15 protein-coding genes and 1 pseudogene are annotated in these 22,524 nt (G+C 73.1%); 9 read left to right on the top strand and 7 right to left on the bottom strand.

The features are described from left to right. Window positions 1-3: 3 nt before the first annotated feature. The 5 genes from JE024_RS00350 to JE024_RS00370 all read right to left on the bottom strand — a co-directional run bounded on the left by JE024_RS00350 (window position 4) and on the right by JE024_RS00370 (window position 5,937). Window positions 4-933, bottom strand: a complete 930-nt coding sequence (locus JE024_RS00350; protein WP_205371624.1) for a 4'-phosphopantetheinyl transferase family protein — start codon at window positions 931-933, stop codon at window positions 4-6. Window positions 934-945: 12 nt separating this feature from the next. Beyond that, entirely contained in the window at window positions 946-1,620 is a 675-nt protein-coding gene (locus JE024_RS00355) for an acyl carrier protein (RefSeq protein WP_205371625.1), read from the bottom strand. 243 nt (window positions 1,621-1,863) lie between these two features. Then, complete coding sequence (locus JE024_RS00360) at window positions 1,864-3,765, bottom strand: anthranilate synthase family protein (RefSeq protein WP_205371626.1); 1,902 nt, start codon at window positions 3,763-3,765, stop codon at window positions 1,864-1,866. Between the two features lie 41 nt (window positions 3,766-3,806). Further along, a complete protein-coding gene (locus tag JE024_RS00365) occupies window positions 3,807-4,493 on the bottom strand; it encodes an isochorismatase family protein (protein ID WP_205371627.1) in 687 nt (228 codons plus the stop codon). 271 nt (window positions 4,494-4,764) lie between these two features. Then, a complete protein-coding gene (locus tag JE024_RS00370) occupies window positions 4,765-5,937 on the bottom strand; it encodes a 3-deoxy-7-phosphoheptulonate synthase (protein ID WP_205371628.1) in 1,173 nt (390 codons plus the stop codon). A 391-nt stretch (window positions 5,938-6,328) separates the two neighbouring features. Here JE024_RS00370 and car point away from each other — a divergent pair, with 391 nt between their 5' ends. Then, the gene (car, locus tag JE024_RS00375; protein WP_372449745.1) at window positions 6,329-9,853 is read left to right on the top strand and encodes a carboxylic acid reductase; all 3,525 of its coding nucleotides are present in this window, start codon (window positions 6,329-6,331) and stop codon (window positions 9,851-9,853) included. A gap of 180 nt (window positions 9,854-10,033) precedes the next feature. Then, a pseudogene (locus tag JE024_RS40790) lies at window positions 10,034-10,345 on the top strand (N-acetyltransferase). 393 nt (window positions 10,346-10,738) lie between these two features. Here JE024_RS40790 and JE024_RS00380 read toward each other — a convergent pair. After that, window positions 10,739-12,391, bottom strand: coding sequence for an RICIN domain-containing protein (locus JE024_RS00380; protein ID WP_205371629.1), 1,653 nt, complete (start codon window positions 12,389-12,391; stop codon window positions 10,739-10,741). A gap of 313 nt (window positions 12,392-12,704) precedes the next feature. Between JE024_RS00380 and JE024_RS00385 the strand changes: the two genes are divergently transcribed. Continuing rightward, the gene (locus tag JE024_RS00385; protein ID WP_205371630.1) at window positions 12,705-14,981 is read left to right on the top strand and encodes an FG-GAP repeat domain-containing protein; all 2,277 of its coding nucleotides are present in this window, start codon (window positions 12,705-12,707) and stop codon (window positions 14,979-14,981) included. 366 nt (window positions 14,982-15,347) lie between these two features. Here JE024_RS00385 and JE024_RS00390 read toward each other — a convergent pair whose 3' ends face one another. Then, the gene (locus JE024_RS00390; RefSeq protein WP_205371631.1) at window positions 15,348-17,846 is read right to left on the bottom strand and encodes a helix-turn-helix domain-containing protein; all 2,499 of its coding nucleotides are present in this window, start codon (window positions 17,844-17,846) and stop codon (window positions 15,348-15,350) included. A gap of 149 nt (window positions 17,847-17,995) precedes the next feature. On the opposite strand from JE024_RS00390, the gene JE024_RS00395 reads away from it, so the two are divergent. The 6 genes from JE024_RS00395 to JE024_RS00420 all read left to right on the top strand — a co-directional run bounded on the left by JE024_RS00395 (window position 17,996) and on the right by JE024_RS00420 (window position 22,482). After that, window positions 17,996-18,223, top strand: coding sequence for a hypothetical protein (locus JE024_RS00395; protein WP_205371632.1), 228 nt, complete (start codon window positions 17,996-17,998; stop codon window positions 18,221-18,223). Window positions 18,224-18,282: 59 nt separating this feature from the next. After that, window positions 18,283-19,434, top strand: coding sequence for an alpha/beta hydrolase (locus tag JE024_RS00400; protein ID WP_205371633.1), 1,152 nt, complete (start codon window positions 18,283-18,285; stop codon window positions 19,432-19,434). A gap of 61 nt (window positions 19,435-19,495) precedes the next feature. Continuing rightward, window positions 19,496-20,635, top strand: coding sequence for a serine hydrolase domain-containing protein (locus JE024_RS00405; RefSeq protein WP_205371634.1), 1,140 nt, complete (start codon window positions 19,496-19,498; stop codon window positions 20,633-20,635). A gap of 318 nt (window positions 20,636-20,953) precedes the next feature. Further along, window positions 20,954-21,253, top strand: coding sequence for a hypothetical protein (locus JE024_RS00410; RefSeq protein ID WP_205371635.1), 300 nt, complete (start codon window positions 20,954-20,956; stop codon window positions 21,251-21,253). Window positions 21,254-21,398: 145 nt separating this feature from the next. Then, window positions 21,399-21,884, top strand: a complete 486-nt coding sequence (locus JE024_RS00415) for an NUDIX hydrolase (protein ID WP_244882466.1) — start codon at window positions 21,399-21,401, stop codon at window positions 21,882-21,884. Between the two features lie 184 nt (window positions 21,885-22,068). Next, window positions 22,069-22,482 carry a spore germination protein GerW family protein gene (locus tag JE024_RS00420; RefSeq protein WP_205371636.1) on the top strand — a complete coding sequence of 138 codons (414 nt, stop codon included), beginning with the start codon at window positions 22,069-22,071 and terminating at the stop codon, window positions 22,480-22,482. Window positions 22,483-22,524: the final 42 nt, after the last annotated feature.

The following is a 22,524-nucleotide window of genomic DNA, read 5'->3' on the forward strand; positions in this document are numbered from 1 at the left end:
GCGTCAGCGGCCGGCAGGCGACTCCGGCAGCTCCAGCACCTCGGGCGCCTCCCGGTTCCAGGGGAAGCCGCGGTGCAGCTGGAGCGCGGACGGCACGGCGGCTTCGGTGAGGAGCGCCACGGCCGCCAGGACCCCGGGCTCCGGCTCCAGTTCCAGGAACCGCCACCCGAGCGCCTCCCCGTCCTCGGGGGGACGGAAGTCCAGGACCCCCCGCTCGTCGTGCAGCGTGAAGGCGAAGCTGTCGAAGGGAAGCGCGAGCCCGAGGCCGCGCGCCTTCGAGTACGCCTCCTTCAGCGTCCACAGCCGCAGTGTCCGGCAGTCCCGGAGGCGGCCCGGCGCGGCCCGCGTCACCCAGTCCCGCTCCTCGCGGGCGAAGGTGTCGATGATGGCCTCCAGCCCCTGCTCGCCGCGGTCGACCCGCTCCACGTCGACGCCGATCCGGTGCCGGCGCACCACGCCCAGCAGGTTGTAGCCGCCGGCGTGCGACAGGTTGAAGTCCAGCTCCGGTCCGCCGCGGGGCAGCCCGTGGACCGGCGGGCGCAGGAAGGGCCGCCCCCGCGGGGAGCGCAGGATGACGGCCTCCGCCTCGGGCAGACCGCTCTCCAGGGCGAGGACCCGCCGTACGAGCGCGTGGGCGACCAGGTACTGGCGCCGGTCGTGCGGGAACAGGAAGCGGCCGGCGGTCTCCTGCTCCTGCCCGTCCAGCCAGCGCCGGGCCAGTGTGTCGGCGAGCCCCGGGTCGAGCTCGTCGTTGGAGCAGAACCAGAGGGTGACGGGGCCGGTCTCCTCCGGCGGTGCCGCTTCCCCGGCGGGGAGGCCGCCGGGTGCCGGCCCGCGGGCGCCCGCCTCGCGCCGCTCCAGGAGGAGCCACACGGCCTGCCCGCGTTCCAGGGCTCCGGCCTTGAACCGGGTGATGATCTCTCGTTCGTCCATGGTCCCCGCCCGTCACAGCCGGTGCGGCAGGCGGGTGAGCGCCTCGTCCACGGAGATCCGGTCCTCGCGCACCGCGTCGAGGAGTGCCCCCACTTCCTCGGCGGCCTCCGGGCCGGCGGCCGGGGGCGGGCCGGCGGTGGGGAAGTTCGCCACATGGGCGGCCATCGCGGCGAGGTTGGGGTGCTCGCAGGGGCTGACCACGCGCTCGTCCATGCCGTACGCGTCGTTGACGGCCGCGGCGAACTTCGCGGCGCGGATGGAGTCCACCCCCAGCAGCTCGAACGGGGTGGCCGGGTCGATGGCGTCCGGCTCGCAGCCCAGCATGCCGGCCAGCCGCTCGCGCAGGACGCCGAGGATCTCCCGCACGGCGGCCTCGTCGGCCACGGCGCCGGCTTCCGCGCCGCTGTCACCTGCCTCGCGGGCCACGAGAGCGGCGAAGGCCAGCGGGGTCGGGTGCCCGGCGAGCGCGGTGGCCGTGAGCGCGGTCCCGAAGCGCCGGTTGACGAGGGACACGAACCGCACGGCCGGCACCGATCCGACGCCCAGCGCGCGGAACGACTGCGCGGGGTCGATCCGCCCGGGATCCAGGTTCAGCACGCCGGCGAGTTCGCTCACGACGGCGGCCACCACGGCGGCCGGTGCGGTGCCGGGTTCCGTCACGGCGCGGGACTGGTCGAGGGGTGGCATGGGTGGTCTCCGCATCAGAGAGGTCGGTCGGGGAGGGGGCGGGGGGCCCGGCGGCACGGGTGCCGGGGCCCGCACGGCGGCGGTGCCCCGGGCCCGGTGGTGTGTCCGGGCCCGGGGAGTGGCCACCGCGGTTGGGCCGGTGATGAGTTCGGGCCCGAGGGGGGGCGGCGGTGTGTCCGCGCCCGGGGGCCGGCGGTGTGTCCGGGCCCGGGGGCCGGCGGTGTGTCCGGGCCCGGGGGCCGGTCAGCCGACGCGCGCTCCGGCCAGGTGGTCGAGGAGTGCGGCGATGACACCCGGTCCGTCCTGGGTCAGCACGGACTCGGCGTGGAACTGCATGGAGGCGAAGCCGGCGGCCCGCAGTCCGTGCACCTCGCCGGTCGAGGGATCGCGGCTGACCCGGACGCGCCCGTGCACGGGGTGGTCGAAGTCGTCCGCGTCGGCGTGGGCGGCGAAGGTGTTGTAGAAGCCCACCCGCGCGCGCCCGCCGAACCAGTCGATCTCGTGCTGCACGCCCTGGTTGGGCACCGGCCTGCGGTGCAGCGGCAGGCCCAGGAGGGTGCTCAGCACCTGATGGCTCAGGCACACCGCCAGGAAGGGCCGGCCCCGCGCGAGCAGGGCGGTGGCCGCGTCCCGCAGGTGGGCGATCTTGGGGTGGTCCCGCTCCCGCGGGTCGCCCGGTCCGGGGCCCAGGATCACCAGATCGTGCCCGGCCGCGTCGTACGGCTCGTCGAAGCGCCGCACCGTCACCTCGTAGCCCAGGGCGCGCACCTGATGGGCGATCATCTCGGTGAAGGTGTCCTCCGCGTCCACGATGAGGACCTTCTGGCCCGTCGGCGCCTTCCGTCCCGCGGCGGGCCGCTCCCCCGCGGCGGGGCCGCGCAGCCAGAAGTCGGCGATCGTCTCGTTGCGCCGGTCGAGCGCCGCGCGGACCTGCGGGTGCGTGCCGAAGCGCACGGGCTCGGGCCCGCCGAGCGCCGCGAGCAGCCCCGCCGCCTTGGCCCGGGTCTCGCGCACCTCGGACATCGGGTCCGAGTGGCGCACCAGGGTCGCGCCCGTGCCGATGCTCATCCGGCCCGAGGCGTCGATGTCCGCGGTGCGGATGAGGATGGACGAGTCGAGGGTGCGCAGGCCCGCGCCGTCCCGGCCGATGAGGGCGGCGACCCCGCTGTAGTAGCCGCGGCCGACGGGCTCGTAGCGCTGGATCACCCTGGCCGCGTTCTCCAGCGGGGAGCCGGTCACGGTCGGGGCGAAGAGCGTCTCGCGGAGGATGTCGCGGACGTCGCGCGCGGTCCGGCCCTCGATGAAGTACTCGGTGTGCGCCAGGCGCGCCATCTCCTTGAGGTACGGGCCGACGACGCGGGCGCCCGACGGGCAGACCCGGCCCATCATCTTCAGTTCCTCGTCGACGACCATGTAGAGCTCGTCGGCCTCCTTGCGGTCCGCCAGGAACGCGAGGACCCCGTCGAGGCTGGGGCCGTCGGAGGGGTAGCGGTAGGTGCCGCTGATGGGGTTCATGACGGCCACGCCGCCGTGCACGCTGATGTGGCGCTCCGGTGTGGCGCCGACGAACGTGCGCCCGCCCGTGTGCACGAGGAAGGTCCAGTAGGCGCCGGCCTCGCGCTCCAGGAGGCGCCGGAAGACGGCGAGGGCGGTCTTGCGGGAGAAGCCGGGGAGCTGGGCGGTGAAGGAGCGTTTGATGACGAAGTTGGCCCCTTCCCCGGTGCCGATCTCGTCGTCGATCACACGGCGCACGATGTCCGCGTAGTCCGCGTCCGGCACGTCGAAGGTGCCGTCGGTCCAGGTGACGGGACCGCCGGGGATCAGGGGCAGCGCGGTGCCGAGCGGCACGGCGGCCTGCTCCCGTACGGTCATGGCGAGGAGCGGCTCGCCGTCGTCGTGCGCCGTGAAGCCCCGCTCGGTGATCTGCCCGTAGGGGATCAGGACCAGCAGGTCGTGTCCCGCGCCGGGCGCCGGGCCCTCGTCGAGCGGCAGGTCCCCGAGGGCGGCGACCTCCGCGATGTCGCCGAGCAGGATCTCCAGGGTGTCGGCGCCGGCCTGCTCGGGCCGGTGCAGCAGGGCGAAGGCGTCCGTGCCGCCGTCCAGGATCCGGTGCAGGAGTTCGGGCACGGGATGCGGTGCTGCCATGGTGTTCCCCCTCTGGGCGGGTGCTGCGGGCCGGGCGGCGTTCACCGGGCTGCCCCGGCCCCGGCGGCATCCGCCGGCACGTCCGCGGGCCCCCCGAGTGCGGCGAGCGCGGCCCCTGCCGTGAGCACCCGGCCGGCCCGCCGGGCGACGTAGTTCAGGGCGAGGCGGTGGTCCTCGGCCGAGAAGTCGGCCACGGCGTCGGCCACCAGGAAGGGCTGGATGTCGTGCGTGTAGGCGTCCACCGCGGTCATCAGGACGCCGATGTGCGCGTACACGCCGCAGACGATCAGCTGGTCGCGCCCGTGGCGGCGCATGCGCTCCAGCAGGTCGGACCGGTGGAAGGCGCTGTACCGCCACTTGGTGAACGTCCAGTCGCCGGGCCGGGGTTCGAGCCCGGGGACGATCCTGCGGTGCTCCGGGGTCGGGTCCATGCCCGGCCCCCAGAAGTCGCGCAGCAGGCCGCGCTGTTCGGGGGTCATGCCTCCGGGCTGGGCCGTGTAGGCCACGGGGACGCCGAGCGCGGCGCAGCGCTCCCGCAGCAGCACGGCGTTGGCGACCAGGGCGCCGCCGGGTTCGCCGGTGCGGGGGAACGGTCCGAGGAAGAACTCCTGCATGTCGTGCAGGAGCAGCACGGCCCGCTGCGGATCGGGAACCCAGTTCACCGTGTTGCCGGGAAGATCGGCTTCCCCGGGCATGGGGTACGGCTCGACGGGCGGTATGTGGGGCATGGACGGTGACGTCCTTTCCGTGCTCGGTGGTCAGGGACGGGTGGGGGCGTGGGGGTGTGGGGGTGTGGGGGGATGCCGGGGGGGCGTGGGGGATGCGGGGGTGTGGGGGGCTGCAGGGCCGGCGGAGGTGCCGGACGGGAGGGGACGGGACGGGAGGGGACGCGAAGGGCCGCGGGCGGGGCGGTGGGGGGCGGGCGCCGTCGCCGCGCAAAAGCGGGGGGGTCGACGACGGCGGACGCGCCCCGGCCCGCGGCAGCACCGGGGGAAACGCTCAGCCGCGCCAGGCGGAGACGACCTCGACCGCCTGCTGCGGATTGAGCCGCGGGTCGCAGAAGCTCAGGTACTTCTCCCCGAGACGCCCCAGCTCACCGGCGTCGTGCACGCACTCGGTCACGACCTCCGGGGTGGTCTCCAGGTGGAGTCCGGCGGCGACGCCGCCGTTCTCCGTCACGGCCTCCTGGAAGGCGAGGACCTCCTGGACGACGGTCGTCACGTACCGGGTCTTGGCGCCTTCCGGGCCGCTGACGGTGTTCCCGTGCATGGGGTCCGAGAGCCACAGCACCGGATGCCCCGCGTCGCGCACCACCTCGACCAGGCCGGGAAGCACGCGGGCGGCGTTGTCCGCCCCCATCCGCGCGATGAGCGTGAGGCGGCCGGGACGGCGCTGGGCGTCGAGGCGGTCGCACAGGGCGAGGATCTCGTCGGGTGTCATGGTGGGCCCGACCTTGACGGCGACGGGGTTGGACACGGCTGCGAGCAGGGCGATGTGCGGGCCGTCGAGCTGTCTGGTCCGCTCCCCCACCCACGGCCAGTGGGTCGAGGCGAGCAGCAGGGAGCCGTCCGACTCGCGCCGCAGCATGGGCAGTTCGTAGTCGAGGAGCAGCGTCTCGTGGCTCGTCCAGACCGGTGCGTCGAGGCCCCGCTGCCGTTCGGTGCCGCGCCAGCCCAGGAAGTGGATGATGTCGCTGGCGGCCCGGTAGCCGGACAGCAGGTTGCGCGGGTCCGGTCGCCTGAGCTCGGGGTCGGGCTCGGGCCGGTTGACCATGTGGCCCCGGTAGACGGGGAGTTCGCGTCCGTCCACGGTCTCGACCGGGGAGGACCGGGGCTTGGCGAACTGCCCCGCGATCCGGCCGACCCGCAGCACCGGCCGGCCGGAGACCAGGCGCATCGTCCCGGCGAGGACGTCGAGCAGCGCGCCCTTGCGGATGACGTCCTCCGGGTTGGCCTCCGCGGGGTCCTCCGCGCAGTCGCCGGCCTGGACGATCTGGAGGCATCCCGTCGCCGCCTCCGTGAGCAGGGAGCGCAGCCGCGCCACGTCCCCCGAGTCCACGAGAGCGGGCATGCGGCTCAGATCCGCGCGAACCTCTTCGAGCCGCGGATCGCCCTCCCAGTCGGGCTGTTGGAGCGCTGGCATGGAACGGAGATAAGAGACTATGTCGCTCATGGGGTTCCCTCGAATGGGCCGGACACATGTGTCCGGATGTCGGCATACCTGATAGACGCGCCGAGCGTTAAGGAAAGGGCGGGGCGCGGTCGCACGGGGCGATGTCACGCGCCCCCGGTCGCCGGTCGACCGGTGGGGTGCTCATGGGATGTTCAGGGGGTGCTCATGAGGTGCTCATGGCGGACGCATCCGGTGGATCACCGGGGCGCCCGAATTGCTCGTCCGCCGTCCCGGCATGAGGCGGTGCCGCGTCGCGCCGCCGGCCGGGACGTTCTCGGACGAGTGCCATGTTCGGGTTCCCCGACAGGGGTGGGCAAGCCGGGAAATCACAGTCCGTCAGATGCGTGTTCCGGCGGGACGACCACCCGCGCCGGCGCCCGGAACGGACCTGATGGACTGCGCTTCATCCGCTCGGACGTTCGACCCGGGCGTGCCTAGCATCGCTGCGCGCCCTCGACCTCACGAGCCGGCGCAATCCAGTGACGCGATGCGGAGAATCATCATGCGACTAGCGCGACTGATGGCCGACACGATGGAGCGGCATTCCGATCTCCCCGCCCTCGGAGAACGCGCGAGAGAACTCGTGAAGGACGAGGAGACGGGCCGTACCCGTATCGGTCTGCTGCCCGACTACGACCTGATCACCTACGGTGAACTGTGGCGGCGTGTCCGTGCGGTGGCGAGCGCCTGGCACCACGGCGAGGAACACCCCGTCCGGGCCGGCGACCGGGTGGCGGTCCTCGGGTTCGCCAGCGCCGACTACACGACGGTGGACCTGGCGTGTGCCCATCTCGGCGCGGTCAGCGTCCCGCTCCAGACCAGCTCCCCGGTGTCCCAGCTCGGCGCGATCGTCGAGGAGACGGCACCGGTCGTCATCGCCACCAGCATCGAGCGCCTGGACGCCGCGGCCGAGCTGGCGGAGGTCAGCCCGTCGGTGCGGCGCCTGGTGCTCTTCGGCTACGAACCGGCGGCCGACGAGCAGTACGCCGCGTACACGGCCGCTCTCGAACGCCTGGGCCGGCTCGGGCGCGGCCTGGGCATCGACCTGCTGCGGGACCTGGCCGAGCGCGGCGCCGGGCAGCCCGAGGCACCGCTGTTCGAGCCCGCGGACGGCGACGACCCCCTCGCCATGCTCATCTACACGTCGGGCAGCACGGGCACCCCGAAGGGGGCCATGTACACCGAACGCCTCACCAGGGCCATGTGGGGCGGCGCCTGGTCGCAGCTGTTCTCGGACGAGCACGCGGCCAACCTCCACTACATGCCGATGAGTCACGTCGCCGGGCACTCCTCGCTGAAGAACACACTGGCACGCGGCGGCACGACGTACTTCACCGCCAACAGCGACCTGTCCTCCTTCCTGGACGACATGGCACTCGCACGGCCCACGGAGATGTCCCTGGTCCCGCGGGTGTGCGAAATGCTCTTCCAGAAGTACCGGAGCGAACTCGACCGCCGGACGGGCGGCTCGGACGACGGCGTCCCGGACCATGTCGCGGCCGAGGTGAAGAGGGACATCCGCGAGAACGTCCTGGGCGGCCGGGTGGCATGGGCGAGCTGCGGATCCGCCCCGCTCTCCGCCGAACTGAAGGAATTCACCGAGTCCCTGCTCGGCATCGACGTGCACATCATCTACGGCTCCACCGAGGCCGCCGCCGTGTCCGTGGACGGAAGGCTCCTGAAGCCCCCGGTCACCGACCACAGACTCGTCGACGTCCCCGAACTCGGCTACTACGCGACGGACTCACCGCATCCGCGCGGGGAACTCCTCCTGAAGACCGAGGCCATGGTGCCCGGCTACTACAACCGGCCCGAACTGAACGCCGAGATCTTCGACGAGGACGGCTACTACCGGACGGGCGACATCGTCGCGGAGATCGAGCCGGGACGCCATGTCGTCGTGGACCGGCGCAAGAACGTCCTCAAGCTCTCCCAGGGCGAATTCGTCGCCACCTCGCGCCTCGAAGCGGTCTTCGCCGTCAGCCCGCTGGTCAGGCAGATGTTCGTGTACGGGAACAGCGAGCGGTCCTACCTGCTCGCCGTCGTCGTCCCGACCGCGGACGCCCTCACGCAGCACGGCGGCGACACGGCCGTGCTCAAGGAACTGCTCGCCGGGTCGTTCCAGGAGATCGCGAAGGAGGCCGGCCTCAACTCCTACGAGATCCCGCGGGACGTCCTGATCGAGACCGAGCCGTTCAGCCAGGGCAACGGCCTGCTCTCGGACCACCGCAAACTCCTGCGCCCCCAGCTCCTGGAGAAGTACCGCCGGGTACTCGAGGACACCTACGCAGCCATCACCGCCCGGGAGACCGACGAGCTGCGCGACGTACGCCGCGGCGGCAAGGACCGCCCCGCCCTGGAGACGGTGCTGCGAGCCGCCCGGGCGCTGGTCTCGACCTCGACGGCCGGGATCGGCCCCACCACCCGCTTCCGGGAGCTGGGCGGGGACTCCATGTCGGCGGTGACCTACTCCGACCTCCTGTACGACATCTTCGACATCCGCGTCCCGGTCGACCTGGTCATCAGCCGCGGGGTCGAGCTCCAGCACCTCGCGAACTACGTCGAGGAGAAGCTCACGACCGGGCAGCGGGGGCCGACGTTCGCGTCGGTCCACGGCGCGGGCAGCAGCCGGGTCCACGCCAAGGACCTCGTCCTCGGCGCGTTCATCGACGAGCGGACCCTCGAATCCGCCCGGGCCCTGCCCCCCGCCGCCGGGGAAGCACGCACCGTGCTGCTCACCGGCGCGAGCGGCTACCTCGGCCGCTTCCTCTGCCTGGAGTGGCTGAAGCGGCTGGCCCCGGTGGGCGGAAGGCTGATCTGCGTGGTGCGCGGAGCGGACGACGCCGCGGCCTTCGCACGGCTCGCCGACGCCTTCGGCAGCGAGGACGGCGAGGCGTCGCGTGCCTTCCGCGAGCTGGCCGACGGCCGTCTGGAGGTGCTGGCCGGCGACATGGCCGAGCCCCGGCTGGGCCTGGACGACCAGGTGTGGCGGCGGCTGGCCGCGGAGACGGACCGGATCGTCCACGCCGGCGCCCTGGTGAACCATGTGCTGCCCTACAACCACCTGTTCGACGCCAACGTGGTGGGCACCGCCGAACTCGTCCGCCTGGCGCTCACGGAGCGGCTCAAGCCGTTCACGTACATCTCCAGCGTGGCGGTCGCCGCCGCCCTGGCCGGCGACGGCGCCCTGGACGAGGACGCGGACGTCCGGCTGGCCCTTCCCGACCAGCCGGTCGACGACGGCTACGCCAGCGGCTACGCGACCAGCAAGTGGGCCGGCGAGGTGCTGCTGCGGGAGGCGCACGACCAGTACGGGCTGCCGGTCACCACGTTCCGGTCGAACATGATCCTGGCGCACACCCGCTACACCGGGCAGCTCAACATCCCGGACATGTTCACGCGGCTGCTCCTGAGCCTCGTCGTCACCGGCATCGCGCCGCGCTCCTTCTACGCGGCCGACGGCACGGGCGACCGGCCGCGCGCCCACTACGACGGACTCCCGGTCGACTTCACCGCCGAGGCCGTGGTCGCCCTGGGCGGCGAGCCGCGCTCGGGATACCGCACCTTCAGCCTGGTCAACCCCCACGACGACGGCATCTCGCTCGACACCTTCGTCGACTGGCTGAACGCCGCCGGGCACCGCATCGACCGCGTCGACGACTACGACGACTGGCTCGCCCGGTTCGAGGCCGCGCTGCGCGCCGCTCCCGAAACGCAGCGGACGCACTCGATCCTCCCGCTCCTGGACGCGCACCGCACACCGGAGACCGTCGTCCACGGCTCCGCGATCCCCTCCGCCCGCTTCCGCGCCGCCGTCGAGGAGGCGCGACTCGGCCCGGAAGGCGAGATCCCGCGGCTCTCGTCCGCCTTCATCGAGAAGTACGCGGACGACCTCGCGCACCTGCTGGCACCGTGACGGCGGGGCCTCCTTCCCGGCGGCGCGCCGGGAAGGAGGCCCGGGCCTCACCGGCGCGGCCGCGGCGACCGCCGGGCCGCACGGGTGGGAGCGGTGCCCCGTGGGCAAGGAGCGCGCGGCGGGAACGGCTTTGCGCCCGGTGCGATCGGCGTGGATGCCGGCTTGCCGGAGGTGTCGCAGATGACCGACGTCGTGCTGACGCTCTCAGTCCGTGACGTGGTGCATGCGGATCTGGCGGCGTGCGGATGGGCGGGATCCGACCACCACCTGGCCGGCGTGGCCGAGCAGTTGGAACGTGCATCAGGAGCCGCGGTCTGCGGCAGGCCGAACTCGGTGGGGAGGAAAGCAGCCCCCGGGCCCGCGCGCTGTACGAGAGGCTGGGCCATGTCGCCTACGACCGTCAGCCGGACTCATGGGGACGAGCAGGCCCCTGACGGGTCGCTGCGCCGCCACGAGACGATGTGTACGCCGATGCGGAAGGAACTCGCGTAGGCGGCACCCGGTGTGGCCCGGGGGCTCCGCCCGATGTCCCCGGCCGACGCGGAGGCGCACCTCGCGGGGGAGCACTCGTCCGCCGGCTCGACGGCGGTCCCGGCACGCACGAGGCTGCATGCCTGCGAGGGAGGGCTGCGGCGACGCCCGCACCGGGTGCGCGCGGTGAACCCGCCGTCGTCGACTCCTGGTTCAGCGGACCCGCCTCCATCGCCCCATGGGACGGAAGACCGCTGCCGCACACCGAGGGCCGCCTGCGGCATGCCCTCCTCGCGGCGGCCGTCGACCGCGTCCGCGCGCGGGAAGCGGCAGTTCAGGCCCTCGGGTGTCAGCCCGCCCGCCCCGGGAGTCGCCCCCGGGGGCGGGCCGTCTGACGGTGTGTCCGACGAGCTGCTAGAAGGCGCACACGACGGCGCCGGCGCCGGCGCCGCCGAGGAAGCCCGCGAGGCCGCCCACCACCGCGCCCGGGCCGAGGACGGCGCCCGCGACGGTGCCGGTGATGGCCGTGCCGACCGTCCACTGGGCCACGCACTTGTTCCAGGCGGCGTCCCGCTTCTGGACCTCCTCCTCGTACTGCCGCTTCTCCTCCTCGTCGCACCGGCCGTCGTCATTCTTGTCGCAGACCTCGACGGGGTAGTCCCTCAGTGCGGCGAAGGGAGCGGCGGCGAGGCGCAGCGGCTGCGCGGAGGGGAAGGAGGCGGGGCCGAGGGTCACGACGGGCAGGGTCTCCGTCCCCTCGACCGTGTCGCCGGAGGCGCCCTCGATCGTCTGGGTGACCTTGTTGCCGTTGACGGAGATCCTGTACGCGTGCCGGGTGCCGTCCGTGCCGACGACTGCGCCCGGCCGCACGGTGAGGATGGCGCGGCCGTCGGCGTCGGTGATCCGTGCCCCCTCGCCGTGGGCGGCGAGCCGGGTGCCGGGAGGCAGGTCGATGGTGCTGGTGGCACTGGTGGCGAGGGTCTGGATCACGGGCTCGCCGGCTGGCGGAGGGGTCGCGCCGGGCGGCGTCGAGCCGGTGTGCGCGATGTACATCGTCGACCCGACCGGGGAGTCGACGACCGGGACCGTCACCTCCCCCTCCGTCGTCCAGGGGAAGCCGCCCTTGTCGAAGGTCCAGATGCCGGTGACCTGTTTGGCCACCGCCGCGAAGTCGACCCAGCCGTACTGCTGGGGCGGCACGACGACGACCACCCCGTTGATCTCGGACTCGTTGGACTGGTAGGTGACCGTCCCGCTCAGCTGGGCGGAGACCATCGCCTGCATCGGTACCGAGACGCCCACCGAGGTGGAGACACCGGAGGTGAAGCTCTGCGACCAGCCGCTGTGGTAGATGGTCGTGAAGATCTGGCTCACCTTCTCGGAGGTGTCGTTGAACCAGACCGAGGACGCCTTCTCCCTCGGGAGGGGCCCGGGCGCGCCTTCCGCGGTCTGCCGCCAGGAGCAGGTGGAGCTGTTGGTGGAGCACAGGCGGGTGTAGTACTCGGTGGCGAGCCTGCGTGCCTCCGGCTGCTGTGCCGCCGGCACGGTCCACTCCTGCGCCGGTGTGCCGTTGCACCCGTACACCTGGGTCCAGGCGTCGGAGTGCTGGGCTCCCTGCACGATGTCCAGGCAGCGGGTGTTGGTGCGGCGTACCAGCGTGAAGGTGTTCGCCTTGCCGGCGACGGGGCGGAAGTGCCACTCCTGGCCGGCCTTGCCGCACGTCTGCTGGCTGAGCGGGAAGGCCTCGGTCAGGCACTTGCCGGTGACGGTGTTGGCGATCTGGAACTCGCCGTGGCCGAGCGGGACCAGCCGCCAGTTCTGGTGGTGCCCGGGGGTGTTGTTCGCCACGACGAACACACCGTCGCCCGTGTTGCCGTTCTGCACGTCGAGCCGGCGGCCGTTGCCCGTGGTGAACGTCCAGGCGTCGTCGTCGGCCGCCTCGACGGCGTTCGCCTGCCGCGGCGCCTCGGCCGCCCGGGCCGTGGCGACGGTCCCGGTGGCGAGCAGGAGCAGGGCGACGAGCGGCGCCGCGATCAGGCGGAGAGCGCGTCCGAGGGGTAATCGCATGGCAGCCTTCCATGGCGGGGCCGGATGTCGGGACCGGATGTCCCGAGCGCCGGTGAGCCTAGGCATGATCTGTACGGAGTCGGTCGTTCCACGGTGCTCTCCACCGGAAAGCGATCAGGTTTGGCTCAAAGCCTACTGACACGATGTCTTATTGGGCGGGGCGGGCGCCCTCCCGGGTGGGCGCGCCAATGGGCTGCCGTGTGACCGCCCACGCCCAACCGGCCCTCCCCTACAACCTTTTGGCAAGGACGCGGGTCTCAGCCTGCGGCGCCGAACCACCTCGTGTTCATGCGACGTTCCCCGGGAGGAACCTTTGATCTCCGCACGTACGACCCGCGTCTCGGCCGCGATCGCCACCGTGCTCGCCGTCACGCTCGGCGCCGGCGCCCTGTCCGTGCCGGCCACCGCCGCACCCGTGCCGGCCGCCGCGGCGGACGAGACCGGCACGCGGCAGGCCGCCGTGAGCTACCCGGTGCGCGGAAACCTCGAAGCCGCGGGGAAGACCGGATTCCTCACCAGCGAGCCGTCCCGGAAGTTCCGGTGGACCAGGTATGCCGACGGGTCGGCCACCGCGATCGACGCCTCCGTGGCCGACTCCACCGGCACCGACGTGATCATGACCGGGCTGGGGCGGTCCCTCCGCCGCTCGCTGGTCGTCAAGCTCCACGACATGGCCGCCGGCGGCAGCACCGTCACCATCGACCGCGGCCCGCTGAACGGCGTCTACGTGCGCGCCGTCTCCAAGGACACGGTCCTGGCGGAAGTGACCACGGCGGACGGCTCCGTCGAGCTGCGCCTCGTCACCCGCACCGGCGGCACCGTGACGCAGCGGAAGGTCGAGGGCATCCCGGCCGGGGCCTCGTCCATCGCCGCCACCCCCGCGCGCGACGGCTCGGTGCTCGTCGACTACTACCTGGGGAGCGGCACTCCCACGCAGTGGCGGAGCCAGTTCGCCGTGGTGGACCTCGCCGCCGCCAAGGTCGTCTCCACACACGAGACCGAGGCCTACGGCAGCGGGCTCGGGGCATTCAGCGCGCTCTCCGCCACCCACCTGGCCTGGTCCGCGGAAGGCGGGACGTACTACACCGTGGACCGTGCCACCGGCACCGAGTCCCGGATCGACCTGGACTTCGACTTCTACCAGGGCGAGCGCAGCGCCGTCGGCCTGCTGGGCTCGTGGGCGATGTACGGAACCCCGGCGTTGCTGGAGGGCGACGGCACGGGCGACACGAGGAAGCTGGTCCCCTTCACGGCGAAGTCGCTGGCCTCGGGCGAGACGGTCGAGCTCCTCGACTACGTGGAGGCGGTGAAGCCCGGCCCCGACAACACCCTGCTGGCCCGCGGCGGCACCGTGGACAAGGGCGAGGGTCTCTACCGGATCGCCCTCGGCGCGGACGGCACACCGGCCGCCGAACTGGTCGCCTCCACCGGGGAGCCGACGAAACTCCTCTACCTCGGGCAGCAGTTCCCGCTCACGGTCGACGTCACCTCCCCGATACCGCTGAAGTGGAAGCTGTCCCGGGAGAACGCCGACGTCCACCTGACGATCCGGCACCGCGCCACCGGCGTGGTCTTCGACAAGACGCTGCGCCTGTACAGCGAGTCCTCGGGCAGCGAGTACCTGTACAGCGACGGTTCCTTCGGCGTCACCTGGGCGCAGATCTCGGCCGAGACGGGCAGAGAAGCCCCGGCCGGTGAATACGAGTGGACGTTCGTCGCCCACCCGCAGAACGGCGTCGGCCCCTCCACGGACGCCACCGGCAACATCGAGGCCGTCGAGGGCCTCTCCACCGCGCACGACCTCGACTGGAACGGCACCCCCGACCTGCTGGCCCGTGATGCCCAGGGCGTGCTGTGGACGGTCGGCACCACGTACGACACGGCGGGCAGGACCCTCCTGCCGCGGCCGTACGGGCCCGAGAAGGTCGGCGGCGGCTGGCAGGTCTACGACCGGATCGAGACGGTCGGCGGCATCGGTTCCGGCGCCGCCGACTTCGTCGCCCGCGACCGGAGCGGCGTCCTGTGGCTGTACGACGTGACCGGCACCGGCTACCGGGCCGCGTTCGCGGCCCGCAGATCCCTGGGCGGCGGCTGGAACACCTACACCCACATCACCGGCGGCAGCGACCTGAACGGCGACGGCCGCCCCGACCTGATCGCGGCCGACAAGGCCGGTGTCCTGTGGATGTACCGCGGCACCGGAGACACCGCCGCCCCCTTCGCCAAGCGGCAGAAGATCGGCAACGGCGGCTGGGGCATCTACAACCAGCTCACGGCCACCGGCGACATCGGCGGTGCCTCCGCCGGTGACCTGGTCGCCCGTGACCGGGACGGCGTGCTGTGGCTCTACCTCGGCAAGGGCGACGGCACCTTCGCCGCCCGCACGCGGATCGGCGGCGGCTGGCAGGCGTACACCGACACCATCGGCATCGGCGACGCCGACCACGACGGCCACCCCGACCTGTACGCCTACGGCCCCGGCAACAAGGGCTGGTACTACGCCGGAACCGGCTACTGGAAGGCTCCCTTCGGCGCCCGGGCCGCCGCCCCCGTCCTGCCGGCAGAGGGCAGCTACAACCACGTCTCCTGATCCGCCGCGGGCAGGGGCGCACTCGGCCCCTGCCCGCTCCCGAACGCGCACCGCGCACCGCATCCCGGCGTCGGCCGGGGCGGAGCCACCGCGGTGGCCGGCCGGCCGCGGGAGCCGGCCCCCGCGGCCGGCACACGGCGACGGTCAGCGAACCATCACGAAGCAGGCCGCCCGTGCCGCGCCACGCTCTCCCCAGGCCCCCTCGGAGGGCCGCACGGACCAGCAGCTGCCCTTCTTCTCCGACGTGGCCGTCCACGCCCTCGGCGCGCCGATGTACTCGCCGCCGCAGGCTGCCGCCGTCGTTCTCGCTGCGGCCGGCTCCGGCGGCGGAGGGATCCGCCCGGCGGGCGGGCGGCCCGGTCGCCGTCACTCCCCCGCCGGACCGGCCGGCGCGGATCCCGGTGGTGCCACGGTGAGCGTGGCGTGACCGAGGTGCCGCTGGAGGTGGATGTGGCGGAACTGGTAGACGGCGCCCGTCCGCCGCAGGACGCCCCGGTGGTACGCGTCCCGGAGGAAGGCGTCGGCGTTCCAGGGCAGGCGGCCCCGCAGCGGCAGCAGGAGGCGGACGAAGATCAGCCACTGCCCCCACGCGGTGAAGCACAGTGCGTACGACAGGGCGCCGCCGATGCCGCCCACCGTGCCGATGACGATCGCGTCCTGCGGCAGCCAGATCAGCGGGCCCAGGACCGGGTCCAGCAGGTCGGTGACCAGCCCTCCGCCGAAGGCGATCGCCAGGGCGAGGGCGGGCGCGATGACGCAGAACTGGCTCCGTACCGCTCTGCGGTTGGCGTCGAGGAGACTGTCGGGGGTGGCCGCGGAGGACACGTCCAGGGGCGCTTCCAGCACGGCGGTCAGTCCGAAGACCGTGCCGAAGGCGATGCCGAAGATCAGCCCGAGGAGCAACGCGTCGGTCGCCAGGATCCGCAGCACCTCGGACGACTTGAGCGTCCAGTCGAGGTAGAGCACCCGCTGCAGCGTCGTGGTGCAGGAGACGCCGATGCCCACGGCGAGCCCCGCCAGCAGCATCACCCCGAATCGGGCGGCGAACGCACGGGCCGGTGAGCGCCCGGTGCCGAGTCCGCCGCGCAGGCTCAGGCGCGTGCGCGAGGGCGCGAAGGCGCTGCCGCCGAACGTGGTCATCCCCGCGTACAGGGCGCCGCAGGTGATCCCCGCGCCGAGCCCGAGGGCGGCGCCCTGGGTCATCACCGCGACGAAGGGGACCTGCTGGTAGAACAGGGCGATCAGCGCGTTGGTCAGCCAGACCAGCCCGGCGACGGACAGCGCGGACACCGCCGCCACGGCGAGCGCGCGGGTCGAGACGCGCAGCGACCCTCCGATCTGCCACCACGCGATGTCCTGCCGCTCCCGGCCGGCGTGCACCAGGTGGCGGGCGAGGTGGCCGAACCAGCGCACGGCGCGCTCCGGGGTCCATTCCCGTCCGCGCGCCTCCCGGGCGCGGCGCTCGGACGCGCGCGGCCGGTAGACCGTCGGGACGAAGGCGGAGAGCAGGTGCCGCCGCAGGGAGTCCTCCGTCGGGAAGCGCGAGGCGTCCGTCAGCTCCCCCGGGTCCCCGGTCTGCCCCTCGCCGTACACCGTGCGGGCCAGGAACACCATCAGCGGGGTGTCGAGGACCCGGCGGAGCTGCGCCTGCGGGTCGGTCCGCCCCGCCAGGGCCCGGCTCCACGGGCCGTCGCCCGGCGGCCCGGAGCGAGTGGCGCGGGGCATGTACTCCAGCAGGTCGGCCGGCGTGATCGCGGTCAGTTCCACCGCGGCAGCCCACTTCAGGGGCGTTCTGCTGTCCGGCGCGGGCTGTACGGCCATCGCGTACTCGTCGGGGCGGCTGGTCAGGACGAGCGGCAGCGACGTCCGGTTGAGTTCCTCGAGCGCGCTGCGCCGCAGGCCCTCGGCCATCTCGTCGAAGCCGTCCAGCACCGGCAGTACGTGGCCGTCGTCGACCAGTGCGGCGGCCAGCGTCCCGTCGGGGGACGCACCGCGGGCCAGGTACGGGTGGTCGCGCAGCAGCCGGTCGGTCAGCCAGCCGCGCAGCGTGTGGACCGTCGGATCCCAGGAACCGATGCCGAAGATCACCGGAACGGGGCCGCTGTCGGGGCCGGCGCCGCCCCGGAGGAGGTCGAGGACGAGCCGGACGGCGAGGACCGACTTGCCCGAGCCCGCCTGTCCGAGGACGATCAGGCGCCGCGATTCGATGCTCCGGTACAGGTCGCCGATTCCGTGCTGATCGCCGTTCAGGTCCAGCGGCTCGGCCGAGGCACCCGGCGGCAGGCGCCGGATGTTCGCTTCGAGGTCGGTGATTGTGGTGGACACGGAACGCCAGCGCACCGGGAGCGGGTACGGGTCGAGGACCAGGCGCTGTTCCTCCTCGCGCCGCAGCCGGCGCCGTGTCTCCGTGGCGAGCGCGGCGACGGCTTCGGACAGGCCGGTGCCGGCCGGCCGGGGGGACTCCGGCCGGAGGGGTCCCCGTCGGGGGGATTCCTCCGCGAGGGTTTCCTGCCGGGCGTCCGGCGGCGGGGGTGCCGTCGTGACGGGTTCGGCCGGGACCTCGGCCTGAAGTGCGGTCAGCACGGCGGCCATGCGCCGGCGGTCCTCGGCGTCCGGCTCCATGGCATCGAGCAGCCGGGTCACCGTGTCCCTGCGGACGTTGCGGGACTTCCCCGTCTCGATCCGGCTGATGTGGGTCGCGCTGATGCCGGAGCGCTCCTCCAGCTTCAGCTGGCTCAGTCCCGCCTTCTCCCGGAGCTCCCTCAGTAAGGGACCGAGCTCATCCGTCACGTCGACGCCCTTCTGCCTGGTGAACGGGGCGCCGCAGTCTAGCGGGACGGCCTTGACATATATGTCGAGGGCCATGTCATGGCCGCCTCACCGGCCCGCTGCCAGGCTCGGAGCCACCTGAACCGCCCGCGGCCCGGGGGAAGCCGGCTGCCGCCGGTCCCCGGCGCGGGCAGCGCGGCCGGTCCCTCGTGCGGGCGGCGCCTGACAGAAGGGCGGGAGTCGACATGGCCTATCGCTACTGGTGCGGTGAATGCCGTCACCGGACCTCGTGGCTTCGTCAGTCCGAGGCCGAGCGGAAGCACCTCGACCACTACGTGGCCGAGCATCCGCGCATCGCGCCGGGAGGGCGGATCGAGATCGACGAGAAGGACCCCGAGGGGGGATCGGGATGCTTGCTCGTCCTGGTCCTTCTCTCCCTCGTGCTGGTTCTTCCGGCCGCGTGCCAGCGCTGATTCCCGCCCGCGGGCAGGTCCCCGGAGCCGCAACGCCGACCGATGAGCAGGAGTTCACCATGAGTCCACCGACCTCCCCCGCCCGGCAGCAGGACCGGCATCACGCCCGGCACCGGGCCCGGCATCACGTCCGGCCGCGAGTCCGCCGAGCCGTGGCCACGCTCGCCGCGGCCGTCGCCGTGCTCGGTGCGCCGGCGGTGCAGCCGGCCCACGCCGCCGCGCCGCAGGTCCCCGTCTTCCACGACGCGTCCGGTCTCACCCAGGTCGCCGGCGGATCCCTGGTCCGCAGAGACACCGACTTCACCCTCACCGTCACCTCCGCGGAGGTCGCCGGCCCCCACCGGATCCGGGTGTTCCTGCCCTCCGGATACGCCGCGGACCCCGAACGGCGCTGGCCCGTCACCTACTTCCTGCACGGCGGTCCCGGCACCGTCGACGACGCGGCGGCGGTGCCCGCCCTGCGCTCCGACGACATGATCACCGTGGTGCCCGACGGCGGACGCAAGGGCTGGTACGCCGACTGGGTCATGCAGAACACCGCCCTGGGCGCCGCCAACTGGGAGACCTTCCACCTCCAGCAGGTCGTCCCGTTCATCGACGCCAACCTGCGCACCGTGCCGGAACGCACCCACCGCGCCGTCGCCGGGCTGTCCATGGGCGGCAGCGGCGCGCTGCACTACGCACAGGCGCGGCCCGACCTGTTCGGTCACGTGGCCGCCCTGTCCGGCGGACTGGACTTCGGCATGGCGGAGGTCCGCGCCGCGGTCCTGGCCACGGAGCTGAACCTGCCGGGGGTCTGGTGCGCCGTCAGTTCCGCCGCCCCCGGCACCTGCGCGGACTACGGCCCGTACGTCGACAGCGACGCGATCTTCGGCTCGCCCTACCCGGTCTTCGGCGCCGACCGGGTCTGGAAGGCGTACGACCCCGCCGCTCCCGGGAACCTGTCCCGCCTCGCCGACACCGGCATCACCCTCTACACCGGCGACAACGACCTCATCGAGGGATACACCGCCAGGGCCTCGCACACCGTCGCGTCGCGTCTGGACCAGCTCGGCATCGAGAGCCGCCTCGTCGACTACGGCGACGGCGCCTCCCTCGCGCCCACCTGCAACGGAGGCCACACCTACGCCTGCTGGGCGCCCGCCTTCGCGGACTGGGTGCCCCGCGTGACGGCGGCCTTCGAAGCCGCCTCCCGGCGGCCCGGGTCCTGACGGCCCCGTCCCCGGCCGCCTGCTCGTCTCCGACCACGAACTCATCGAGGAGAAAACCCACATGACCACCCGCCGCAACAGAACCAGGCTCTCCGCCCTCGTCGGCGCGGTGTGCGCGATGACGATGACGCTGACGGCGCACGGCGGCACGGCGCACGCCCGGACCGAGGACCACGCCGCGACGCTCGCGGCACTCCGGACGCTCCAGGCCTCCGCCGGCCCGGGAGCCGCCGTGCACGCCGGTGCGGACGGCGCCGACTGGACCCTGTCCGTCGGCACCGGCACGTACGGCGCCGACCGGCCGATCCAGGAGGACGAGCACTTCCTCGTCGGCAGCCAGACGAAGACCTTCACCGCCACCGTGCTGCTGCAACTCGTCGACGAGGGCAGGATCGCCCTGGACGCACCCGTCGAGACGTACCTGCCCGGCCTCGTCACCGGCAACGGCCACGACGGCACCCGGATCACCGTGCGGCACCTCCTCCAGCACACCAGCGGCATCGCGGCGTACAGCCCGGGCGTCCCGTGGGTGGTGACGGTTCAGCCCCCGCGCAACGCCGACGGCACCTACGACCCGCGTGAAGTCGTGCGGACGGGGCTGAGCTTCGCGCCCGTCTCGGCGCCGGGGGCGAGCTTCACGTACTCCAACACCAACTACGTGATCCTCGGGCTGCTCGTCGAAGCGGTCACCGGAGCACCCGCGCGCGAGGCGATCCGGAGCCGCGTCATCGAGCCCCTGGGCCTCAGCAGCACCTCCTTCCCCGCCCCCGGGGACCGCGCGCTGCCGGCTCCGGCCGTCACCGGCTACCACGGAGCCCGGCTCGGCGGCTTCTACATCTGGACGCCCGCCAAGGTCCTCGACCCGTCCCTCTACGGCACCGCCGGAGCGATGGTGTCCACCCTGGAGGACGTGACGGCCTTCTACCGGTCGCTGCTCGGCGGTGAGCTCGTCTCCCCCCAGTCCCTGGCCGAGATGAAGGACGTCCCGGCCTCCCGCGTCGGCCTGGGGCTCTCCTCGCGTCAGTTGTCCTGCGGTGTCACCGCATGGGGCCACAGCGGCGGGATGCCGGGCTACCTGTCGTACACCCTGGTCACGGAGGACGGCCGGCACGCCTCCGCCGTCACCAACACGCTGTTCCAGTTCGGCGCCCCCAGCTCCCAGATGATCGCCCTCATGGACACGGCTCTCTGCGAGGACTGACCCGGCACACCGAGGCCGCCTCCCGGCACGAGTCCACGGGAGGCGGCCACACCCCTGCGCGGCAACCGTCGCGGCACCGCGGGAGTCCTCTGCCGCGGAGTCAGGCCGGAGGCAGGCGAGCCGGCGGCGCGAGGGCGGGCGCGGCAGCGCGGGCCCCACGCAGGTGGTGTCGTCCGGCCCGGTTGTGCGGCACGCGTGAGCTGTGGCTGGAACGTGATCACTCATCCGTAGGACATCGGCATGGATCGCCGGCCGCCGGTCAAGCCTCGTGTCGCCGACGTCGTCGGCCGAGTCATCCCTCAGATCAGGAAGTCAGCGATGAGCTTCATTCAGACCGGCAGGATCGACCTGAAGTCCGACAACGCGATCGAGACGGCAGGCGGCAACACGTCGACCTTCACCCGCGTCACGTTCCCCACCCCGTTCCCGCCCGGCTCCAGTGTCGTCGTGCTGCCCCTGACCCAGACCTTCAACGGGCCCGAGACGCCCGGTATCCGCATCCATGACGTCACCACCAGCGGCTTCCTCATCCGCTTGAACGAGGTGTACGCAGGCGCGACCAAGAGCGACGGGAAGCACACCACCGAGACCATCGGCTGGCTCGCCGCGACCGTCTGACCCGCTCCATCCGCTCCCGTCGGCCGGGCACCCCCGGCCGACGGCCCACCGGTCACCCCGCCCGCGGCAGGGCCGGCTTGTGCCGAGCAGGTGGCTGCCCACGGAACTGCCGCTTCGGGGCTGCCCGAAGGGGAAGCATCCGACCGTGACCACCTCCTCGGACGAACCGCTCGCGGCCGACGGCCGTGGCAACGCACTGATCTCGTTCGCACGGGACGGCGAGGCGACGCCACCGCAAGACGCCCCCGTGTCGGCGGCGTTGGTCGCGTTGTGGCGAGCAGGCCGCGTCCTCATGGTCTTCGACCGGTACCGCCAGTCCTGGGAGCTTCCCGGGGGAAGCCTGGAGGAGGGCGAATCCCCTCGCCGGGCTGCCGAACGCGAACTGATGGAGGAGAGCGGGCAGCGGCCCGGCGGGCGGCTGAGGTTCGTCGGCTGGGCGCGGTTCGTGCTGGCGCCCGACCGGCGGGTGGAACATCTCGCCCTGTACGCGGGGTCCTGCACCGCGCCCCGCGCCTTCGAGCCCACCGAAGAGATCGCGGCCGTGCGCTGGTGGGACCTCCGCGAGCCCCTTCCGGGGTATGTGCAGCCACTGGACGCCTACCTCGCCGCTCTCGCCGGCACGGAGACGTGAGCGCACTCGCGGGAGGGCCGCGCCACCCCCGCGCTTCCGGGGGTCCGGTGCGAGGGCTCCGGCTGCCGTACGGCGCGAAGTACCACGCGTGAGGTCGCGCCGACCGGTGTGGTCGCGTGGTGCACGGCCTTCCCGTCCTTCACAGTGATTCCCGTGGGCCATGCCACCGACCACGGAGGGACGTATGAGCGAGGACGACGAGATCCGGCCTGCCCCGGCGGCAGGGGCCGACGCCACCCGGACCTCCGCTGACCTGTTGGAGCACCTGGCCGACAAGCTCGGCGCGCGGGCCGGCGCGCGGGCCGTGTTCGGTGAACCGGTCACCGCGGGCGGTGTCACCGTCATCCCCGTCGCCGAGGCGGCCTTCGGGTTCGGCGGCGGCTCCGGCACGGGCCGCGACGCCAAGGCGGCAAGGACCGGCGGCGGAGGCGGGGGCGGCGCGGGGGCCCGGCCCCGCGGCTTCATCGTCATCGCGGACGGAGCCGCTGCCTACACGCCCGTGAGGCATCCCTGGGCGGATGTCGTCCTGCCGGCGGCCGCCTTCGTGACGGGCCTGGCCGCCGGCCGGCTTCTCCGGAGCCGGACCGACCGGCGGTGAGCGCCCGGTCCCGGCCGGGTGACAGGCGGCACCACGGGCGTC

It is taken from the genome of Streptomyces zhihengii (assembly GCF_016919245.1).
GTDB lineage: Bacteria > Actinomycetota > Actinomycetes > Streptomycetales > Streptomycetaceae > Streptomyces > Streptomyces zhihengii.

Excerpts from the sequence above, each read along its gene's own strand:
- JE024_RS00350 (WP_205371624.1), bottom strand. The coding sequence starts at position 933 with ATGGACGAACGAGAGATCATCACCCGGTTCAAGGCCGGAGCCCTGGAA.
- JE024_RS00355 (WP_205371625.1), bottom strand. The coding sequence starts at position 1,620 with ATGCCACCCCTCGACCAGTCCCGCGCCGTGACGGAACCCGGCACCGCA.
- JE024_RS00360 (WP_205371626.1), bottom strand. The coding sequence starts at position 3,765 with ATGGCAGCACCGCATCCCGTGCCCGAACTCCTGCACCGGATCCTGGAC.
- JE024_RS00365 (WP_205371627.1), bottom strand. The coding sequence starts at position 4,493 with ATGCCCCACATACCGCCCGTCGAGCCGTACCCCATGCCCGGGGAAGCC.
- JE024_RS00370 (WP_205371628.1), bottom strand. The coding sequence starts at position 5,937 with ATGAGCGACATAGTCTCTTATCTCCGTTCCATGCCAGCGCTCCAACAG.
- car (WP_372449745.1), top strand. The coding sequence starts at position 6,329 with ATGGACTGCGCTTCATCCGCTCGGACGTTCGACCCGGGCGTGCCTAGC.
- JE024_RS00380 (WP_205371629.1), bottom strand. The coding sequence starts at position 12,391 with ATGCGATTACCCCTCGGACGCGCTCTCCGCCTGATCGCGGCGCCGCTC.
- JE024_RS00390 (WP_205371631.1), bottom strand. The coding sequence starts at position 17,846 with ATGGCCCTCGACATATATGTCAAGGCCGTCCCGCTAGACTGCGGCGCC.
- JE024_RS00395 (WP_205371632.1), top strand. The coding sequence starts at position 17,996 with ATGGCCTATCGCTACTGGTGCGGTGAATGCCGTCACCGGACCTCGTGG.
- JE024_RS00400 (WP_205371633.1), top strand. The coding sequence starts at position 18,283 with ATGAGTCCACCGACCTCCCCCGCCCGGCAGCAGGACCGGCATCACGCC.
- JE024_RS00405 (WP_205371634.1), top strand. The coding sequence starts at position 19,496 with ATGACCACCCGCCGCAACAGAACCAGGCTCTCCGCCCTCGTCGGCGCG.
- JE024_RS00410 (WP_205371635.1), top strand. The coding sequence starts at position 20,954 with ATGAGCTTCATTCAGACCGGCAGGATCGACCTGAAGTCCGACAACGCG.
- JE024_RS00420 (WP_205371636.1), top strand. The coding sequence starts at position 22,069 with ATGAGCGAGGACGACGAGATCCGGCCTGCCCCGGCGGCAGGGGCCGAC.